This is a genomic window from Streptomyces sp. PU-14G, assembly GCF_041028275.1.
Taxonomy (GTDB): domain Bacteria; phylum Actinomycetota; class Actinomycetes; order Streptomycetales; family Streptomycetaceae; genus Streptomyces.
This window is the reverse complement of record NZ_JASKYT010000353.1, coordinates 1-7,415: the sequence shown is the minus strand read 5'-3', so window position 1 is coordinate 7,415 and position 7,415 is coordinate 1. Positions and strand designations below refer to the sequence as shown.

Sequence of the window (7,415 nt, the reverse complement as noted above, 5' to 3'; positions counted from 1 at the left end):
GACGGSAGSMCGGGAAAGCGCCGCGCAGGCGTTCGCGGCGCTTTCCCGTGCTCACACGGGACACCGCGCGGCCCGAGGGCGGCGGACGCGCGGTCGGAGGGCACCACCCGGCCCCCTACCGGCAGTGGCCGTTGCTGGCCGTGTGCGCGGGTGTGCTGATCGGTCTGCTGGTGACGGTGATCGAGTTCCGCTCCGGGACGTTGATCATCGGCCTGGCGCTGCTGGGCGGTGCCGCACTGCGCTGGGCGAAGCCGTCGGTCGGCATGCTGGCCGTGCGCTCCCGCTTCACCGACATGGTCCTCTACGGCGTGCTGGGGCTGGCCATCGTGCTCCTGGCCCTGATGGCCCAGCCCAAGCCCCTGCTGACGGTGCCGTTCCTCGACACGATCGTGCACTTCACCGTCCGCTGACCGGGCGGACGTCAACGACGAGGCCATCCCGCACCGTTGCGGACACGACCTTCGCGACGGCACGGGGCGGCGGTGGCTCAACGGAACGGTGGGAACCGGTGACTGGCGCGCGTACCACTCGTGTGAGTGGTGCGTGACGGACATAACGGTTGGCGTCCGGACGGGCTGGCAGACTAGAGGGCGTACGCGTGGACTAGGGGGTGTGCGCGGGCGTGGGTTGCGGCCCGTGACGCTCCCGTGCGCCCCTGCTTCCGGAGCTGTCATCCTGGCCGCCTGCATCCCCCTGGGTAGCCAGTACGCAACCCGGGGCCGCGGCGCACACACGGGGGAAGGGAAGGCACACAGCGCAGTCGGGGACGAGGGGGAGGCCATGCCTCGTTGGAGGTCGCTACCGGAGGATCTGGACCCGCAGATCCGGGAGTTCGCGAACCAGTTGCGGCGGCTCGTGGACCGCAGCGGACTGAGCATCGCGGGCATCGCCGACCGCACCGGCTACAGCAAGTCGTCGTGGGAGCGCTACCTCAGCGGTCGGCTGCTGCCGCCTCGTGGCGCCACCCAGGCCCTCGCCGAGGTGACCGGCACGGACGTGCGCCACCTCGGCACCATGTGGGAGCTGGCCGAACGGGCGTGGAGCCGCAGCGAGATGCGGCACGACACCACCCTGGAGGCCATCCAGATCGCCCAGGCCAGGGCCGCGCTCAACGGGACCGAAACGACCGGGGCGGGGGCGGAGGCGTCCGGACCTGAGGCGTCGGGACCAGGGGCGTCAGGACCGGAGGCGCCGGGACCGGAGGCGTCGGGACCGGAGACCGGAGTAGGGCAGAAGGGCCGCAGGCGGCGCAAGGGCGAACGTCCCGGTGGCGAACGCCCCGGGAGCCAACTCTCCGGAAGTCAGCTCTCCGGAAGTCAGCTCTCCGGGAGTGGACCGTCCGCCGGGAGTGACCCGTTCGCGAGTGAAGCGGTGCGGGGCGAACCGCCTCAGGACCAGGAGACGGCCGTCCTGCGCAAGGACGCCATCCGCGCGGCGGGTGCCACGGGCCCCGGCACGCGCGAACACCAGGTGCCGGGGCAGCGGAGCGGTGGCTCGGACGGGCAGGCGGCCGGTTTCGGCGCCACCGGCCCCGGCGTGGCCGGCTCAGTCGCCAACCGCCCTGAGGTGCGCGGCCCCGACGGGACGGGGCCCCGCGCGTCGGGCACCGGGGGCGCGGGCGGCGAGCGTCCGGGGCGTGGCGGTCGGCGCAAGGTCACCGTCCTGCTCGCGGCTCTCGTGGGTGTGCTCGTGCTCGTCGCGGGGGCGGTCCTCTTCCTCGACCTCGGCGGCGGTGTGGACGAGGAGGCCAAGCCGAAGCCGTCCCCCACGGAGAAGACCCGGAAACTGCCCGCAGGGGTGAAGTGCGCGGGCGAGGACTGCTCGGGCGAGGACCCGGAGGCCATGGGCTGCGGCGGTGCACACGCCGCGACCGTCAGTTCGGCACGGGTCGGCTCCGGCCTCGTCGAGGTGCGCTACAGCGACGTCTGCAAGGCGGCGTGGGGGAGGATCAGCGGCGCGGCGGCCGACGACGTCCTGCGCATCACCGGCCCTGGCGGACAGAAGGAGAGCGACACGGTGGCGGCGAACGACGCGTACACCGCGATGGTCTCCGCGCCGACCGCGGACGACGCGCGTGCCTGCGCGACGACGGCCGCGGGCGGCGAGGGCTGCACCACCCCGGGCCGGACGGTGCCGTGAACGGCGCGGGGAGAACCGTCGACGGCAGAAGCGCGGCGGTCGGCGGCGGAAGCGCGGCGGCCGGCGGCCGAGGCGCGGCGGTCGACGGCAGAGGCGCCGCGCCGGCAACCGCCTTGCGCGGCCGTACCGGCAACCGCCTGGCGCGGCTGTAGCGGCAACCGCCTGGTGGAGGGGGTGCGGCGCTCGTTGGGCCGACCCGGGGGTGCGGCGGGTACGGGGTCGGATAGCCTGGCCGATGGGTCTCTTGACGTAGAGAGACTTCCGGCCACCCGCCAGCCACGTCAGGTACTACGGAGAACGCCATGACCCGCACTCCCGTCAGCCCCGTCAACGTCACCGTCACCGGCGCCGCAGGCCAGATCGGCTACGCGCTGCTTTTCCGCATCGCCTCAGGCCAGCTGCTGGGCGCCGACGTGCCGGTCAGGCTGCGCCTGCTGGAGATCACCCCCGCGCTGAAGGCCGCCGAGGGCACCGCGATGGAGCTGGACGACTGCGCCTTCCCGCTGCTCCAGGGCATCGACATCACCGACGACCCGAACGTGGCGTTCGACGGCACCAACGTCGGCCTGCTCGTCGGCGCCCGCCCCCGTACCAAGGGCATGGAGCGCGGCGACCTGCTCGAGGCGAACGGCGGCATCTTCAAGCCGCAGGGCAAGGCCATCAACGACCACGCCGCGGACGACGTCAAGGTCCTCGTGGTCGGCAACCCGGCCAACACCAACGCGCTGATCGCCCAGGCGGCTGCGCCGGACGTGCCGGCCGAGCGGTTCACCGCCATGACCCGCCTCGACCACAACCGCGCGCTCACCCAGCTCGCCAAGAAGACCGGCTCCACCGTCGCCGACATCAAGAAGCTGACGATCTGGGGCAACCACTCCGCCACCCAGTACCCGGACATCTTCCACGCCGAGATCTCCGGCAAGAACGCCGCCCAGGTCGTGAACGACGAGAAGTGGCTGGCCGACGAGTTCATCCCGACCGTCGCCAAGCGCGGCGCCGCCATCATCGAGGCCCGCGGCGCCTCCTCGGCCGCCTCCGCCGCCAACGCCGCCATCGACCACGTCCACACCTGGGTCAACGGCACCGCCGAGGGCGACTGGGCCTCCATGGGCATCCCCTCGGACGGTTCCTACGGCGTGCCCGAGGGCATCATCTCCTCCTTCCCGGTCACCACGAAGGACGGCGCCTACGAGATCGTCCAGGGCCTGGAGATCAACGAGTTCTCCCGCACCCGCATCGACGCCTCCGTCAAGGAGCTGACCGACGAGCGTGACGCGGTGCGCGGTCTCGGCCTGATCTGACGAGCGGCGCGGCGCAACTCGGCACGGCGCAGCACGGCACGGCGTCCGTGCGCCGCGAGCCGGTCCACCGCCGCTGAGCGGTGGGCCGCCACCGCCCAACGAGGGCCCGCGTGGATCACTCCCGATCCACGCGGGCCCTCGCGCGTTCCGCTGGGCTCAATCTCCGGCGGAGAGGTCAGCTCTTTCGGGTGACGCCGGCCGACGAGGCGTCGCCCTCCGCCTCAGCGCCCCCGTCCGAGGCCGTGGTCTTGCCCGAGGCCGTGTCATCGCCCGAGGCCGTGTCCCCGCCCGAGGCCGTGTCCTCGTCCGACGCGGCGTCCTCGTAGGCCCGCAGAGTCGCCACCACCAGGGCCCGCTCGACCGGCGAGAGGGCCTTGAGCGCGTGGCGCCAGGCGTCGGCGCCGCGGGCTAGCCAGCCGGAGATGGTGGCGCGTTTGTCCTCGGCGATGCTCACGATGCGGCGGCGCCGGTCGTTCTCGTCCTCCCGCCGCTCCAGCACCCCTTTACGACTCAGCTCGCCCACCATCAGGCTGACCGTGGTGGGGGCGACCTCCAGCCGGGCGGCCAGGTCGTTGACGGTCGTCGGGCCGTCGAAGAGGAGGAGCGAGAGCAGGGACAGGTGGCGGGGGGCCAGCGCGAGGGACTGCAGTTCGTCGGGGACGGGGAGGCGCTTGACCCGGCCGACGATGCGGGGCATCAACTGCAGGAGCGCCCGCACGGCTTCGTCTTCGGCGAGGCCCCCGTCCCGCTGGGGATCCTGCTCGGTTTCCCTTCTGTGGCCGTCCGTTGACATCGCGCTGGCCTCCCATTAGCTTTGCAACCAAAGATGTTTTGTCATCAAAGAGGAATCGGGCTTTCGCATGTTAGCGGCCCGTTTCCTCACCTTGCCGACGGGGGGAGAGGCCATGCCGCACTTCGAAGTGCAGATTCATGAGGAAGCTCTGGGCGGGGAGGACTCGCCGGTGAGCGGCCGGCTCGTGGAGGAGCTGACGGAAGCGGCGCTGACGGTCTATCCGGAGTCGTTCCGCGACATCGTCGCGGTCGAGCTGCTCGGTGTGGAGCGCGGGCGCTGGGGAGTGGGCGGGAAGCTGACGGAAGAGCCGTCCCCGATCGTCACCCTGCGCTCCAAGGAGGGCCTGTTCCACCATCCGCACTTCGCCCGAGCTCCGGAGAAGCTGATATCCGCGATCACGGACGCCGTCGTCGCGGTGCTCGGAGAGAGCGTGCGGGAGCGGGTGACGGTGCGGTTGGTGGGCATTCCCGCGGGGCGCTCCGGTGTGGGCGGCCGGCTGGAGTGAGACCCCGCGCCAGGCCGAGTGTCACGGCCAGGGAGAGCGCGGCGACGAGGGTCATGGCGGTGGCGGGGGAGGTCCGTTCGGCGACGGCGCCCGCGAGCGTGGCCCCCACGCCCTGCATGGCCAGCATCCCGGAGGCGTGCAGCCCCAGCGCGTGTCCGCTCAGCTTCTCGGGGGTCAGCTCCAGAAGGCGCTCTTGGAGCAGCAGGCTGGCGGCGAAGCCGACCGTCGCCAGCGTCACCAGTCCGGCCGCCACGGGGAGCGGTGGCCGCAGGGCGAAGAGGAGGAAGGGGGAGGCCAGTAGCGCGAGCATCGGCACGGGTAGTCGTGTGCGCCATCGCTGGGGGACGAAGCGGCCCATGGTGGTATCCCCGGCCAGCATGCCCACCGCACCACAGGCGAACAGCAGCCCGGCCTCGTGCGGCGCATAGGGAACGTAGAGGGATTCGCAGCCGACTACCAAGCCGTTGGGCACCCACAGCCCGAGGTAGACGGAGCGGCGCGCGGGGGAGGACCACAGCAGGGAGTTGGTCCGCCAAGTCGCGGCCACGGACGGGCGGCCGGTGGCGCGAGGCGGGCGTCGACGGAGACCCCACCACGCGGTGCCTGCGCTCGCCAGGTAGAGCGCGGCACCGGCCAGCAGAGTGCCACGCGGAGAGAGGAGGGAGACGAGCACCCCGCCGAGTGCGTACCCGCAGATCTGCGTGACGCCGGTCGACATGTTCAGCACCGAACGTCCCAGGAGGTAACCGTCCTTGGCGAGGATCTCGCTGAGGAGTCCGTACCGCACGCCGCCTCCCAGCGAGGCGAGCACGCCCAGGACGAGCAGTACGGAGAACGAGGCGACGACAGGCAGCCCCGGCACGGCCTGTGCGGCGGTACCGAGGGCGAACGCGAGCGGCAGCGCGCCCAGCGCGGCGCGGGGTGGTAGCCGGTCGGCCGCCGACAGCAGCGTCGTCGCCCCGATGAGCTGGGCCAGCGAGGGCCCGAACATGGCGAGGGAGGAGAGCAGAGGGGAGCCGGTGGCCGCGTAGATGAGCGTTCCCAGAGCCAGGCCGCTGACCGTATGGCCCGCGACGTGGAGAGCGCTGGTGAGGAAGAGAGGGGTGAACTCGGGCGCCCGGAAGAGTTCGCGGTAGGTGCGCATGGAGGGAGTGTGAGGCGGCCCCGCCACGGCGGTTACTGTTTCGCACCAGGGCGAAACGATGGATCTCACCGGCCCGCGTCCTCGCCCCGGTGGTGCCACGGGCGTCTGGGGGAGGTGGGCTGTGGGGTGGTGGCACATCGACGCAGACGTGCTCGCGGGCAGCCGGTTCGTCATCTCCCCGCTGGCGGAGGCGATTGCCGCTCTCAAGGTGCTGGAGCGCGGCAGCCCCACCCACCCCGGTGAGCGTGCCTGGCTCGATGCGCACCTGTCCGCGTACCGTGCCCGCCAGTCCGCCGACCCGGTCACAGCACTGCTGATCCGCGCAGCACTCGGGCCCACGTGGAACGCCGACTTCCTCACACCCACGCCCGAGCCCGGCGAACGGCCGCGCACGGAGGCCTCGTTCGAGGAGGAGGTCGAGCGGATCCGCCAGGCGTCGCCCGCAGCGGCACGCGCCGACCTGCTGGTCTCGCTGGGGAAGAGAGGCCCGCTGCCGTCCCTGCTGTGCCGGGACGACCTGCCGGGGCGCACGGCGGACACCCTCACCTGGGTGTGGCGCGAGACGGTGCTGCCGTACTGGCCACGGCGCCGACGGGTGATCGAGGCCGACGTGGTGGCGCGGACGGCGCAGCTCAGCCGTGGCGGTTGGGCGGCGGCGCTGGACGACATGCGGCCCGGCATGCGGTGGCTCGGTGACAGCCGGCTCCAGATCAACGCGTGGGACCTCCCGCCCCGCGATCTGGCGGGAGGGCGCCTGATGTTCGTCCCGGTGACCCCACGCACCGGGTGGGTCTCCTGGGAGACCACCCCCTGCCGCGACCGCACCCCGGCAGACGGCCACGGGGACGAACTCGGTGTCGACGGCGGGGCCGGCCCTGGTGACGGCGGCGAGGACGGCCGAGGCGACGGCCTCGGTGACGGTCTTGGTGACGAGGAGACGGAAGGGACGGAGGGCACGGAGGACGCGAAGGGGGCGGGCGATACGGACGACGGTGGTGCGGACGGCGCGGGGGCGGTGGCGCGAGTGATCCGGAGCCCGGGGGCGAAGGCCCGCTCCCGGTATGCGGTGGTCTACCCCTGTGCCGGTGCGCTCGCCGAGGGGGAGGGGCCGCCCGCCCCGCACGCTCTGGGGGTGCTGCTCGGTCGCGCGCGGGCCGCGGTGCTGGTGCTCCTGGAGTCCCCCATGAGCACTACCCAACTCGTGGGCCTCACCGGCCAGGGCCTCGGCTCGACGGGCCGCCACCTGAAGGTTCTCCGTGACGCGGGCCTGGTGCACCGGCGACGGGCGGGGCGGTCCGTGCTCTACTACCGCACGGCCGCGGGCGACACCCTCGTGCGCGCCCAGACCCAGACCCAGACCCAGGCCCGGTCCCGAGCCCAGACCGAGACCCGGTCCCAAGCCCAGACCCGGCCCCGGGCCCAGGCGTTCGGGCCCACGGGCCGATGACGTCGCGGGCGACGGGAGCAACCAGGTACACCCTCGCGGCCATGAACGGGACACCCCCCGTGGCCATAAACGGGACCCCACCCCTC

At 72.7% G+C, this 7,415-nt stretch carries 6 protein-coding genes and 1 pseudogene; 5 read left to right on the top strand and 2 right to left on the bottom strand.

The genetic code is table 11. The features are described from left to right. The 3 genes from AB8Z75_RS28535 to AB8Z75_RS28525 form a co-directional block, all read left to right on the top strand. Window positions 1-410: DUF3017 domain-containing protein (locus tag AB8Z75_RS28535; protein ID WP_369206950.1), on the top strand; the 410-nt coding region annotated here is incomplete at its 5' end. Between the two features lie 370 nt (window positions 411-780). Beyond that, window positions 781-2,139 carry a DUF2690 domain-containing protein gene (locus tag AB8Z75_RS28530; RefSeq protein ID WP_369206947.1) on the top strand — a complete coding sequence of 453 codons (1,359 nt, stop codon included), beginning with the start codon at window positions 781-783 and terminating at the stop codon, window positions 2,137-2,139. Window positions 2,140-2,441: 302 nt separating this feature from the next. Then, window positions 2,442-3,440 (top strand): malate dehydrogenase, encoded by a 999-nt coding sequence (locus AB8Z75_RS28525; RefSeq protein ID WP_369206945.1) that lies wholly within the window; start codon window positions 2,442-2,444, stop codon window positions 3,438-3,440. A 319-nt stretch (window positions 3,441-3,759) separates the two neighbouring features. Here the strand turns inward: AB8Z75_RS28525 and AB8Z75_RS28520 are convergent. After that, a pseudogene (locus AB8Z75_RS28520) lies at window positions 3,760-4,137 on the bottom strand (MarR family transcriptional regulator); the annotation flags it as partial. Between the two features lie 208 nt (window positions 4,138-4,345). On the opposite strand from AB8Z75_RS28520, the gene AB8Z75_RS28515 reads away from it, so the two are divergent. Then, window positions 4,346-4,738: a 4-oxalocrotonate tautomerase family protein gene (locus tag AB8Z75_RS28515; protein WP_369206943.1), complete on the top strand. Its 393-nt coding sequence runs from the start codon at window positions 4,346-4,348 to the stop codon at window positions 4,736-4,738. Here AB8Z75_RS28515 and AB8Z75_RS28510 read toward each other — a convergent pair. After that, a complete protein-coding gene (locus AB8Z75_RS28510) occupies window positions 4,629-5,882 on the bottom strand; it encodes an MFS transporter (RefSeq protein WP_369206941.1) in 1,254 nt (417 codons plus the stop codon). The genes AB8Z75_RS28515 and AB8Z75_RS28510 overlap by 110 nt on opposite strands. Before the next feature lie 121 nt (window positions 5,883-6,003). On the opposite strand from AB8Z75_RS28510, the gene AB8Z75_RS28505 reads away from it, so the two are divergent. Beyond that, on the top strand, window positions 6,004-7,329 hold the full coding sequence (locus AB8Z75_RS28505) for an ArsR/SmtB family transcription factor (RefSeq protein ID WP_369206939.1): 1,326 nt from the start codon (window positions 6,004-6,006) through the stop codon (window positions 7,327-7,329). Window positions 7,330-7,415 lie beyond the last annotated feature (86 nt).

Coding starts and splice junctions, on each gene's coding strand:
- AB8Z75_RS28515 (WP_369206943.1), top strand. CDS start 4,346: ATGCCGCACTTCGAAGTGCAGATTCATGAGGAAGCTCTGGGCGGGGAG.
- AB8Z75_RS28510 (WP_369206941.1), bottom strand. CDS start 5,882: ATGCGCACCTACCGCGAACTCTTCCGGGCGCCCGAGTTCACCCCTCTC.
- AB8Z75_RS28530 (WP_369206947.1), top strand. CDS start 781: ATGCCTCGTTGGAGGTCGCTACCGGAGGATCTGGACCCGCAGATCCGG.
- AB8Z75_RS28525 (WP_369206945.1), top strand. CDS start 2,442: ATGACCCGCACTCCCGTCAGCCCCGTCAACGTCACCGTCACCGGCGCC.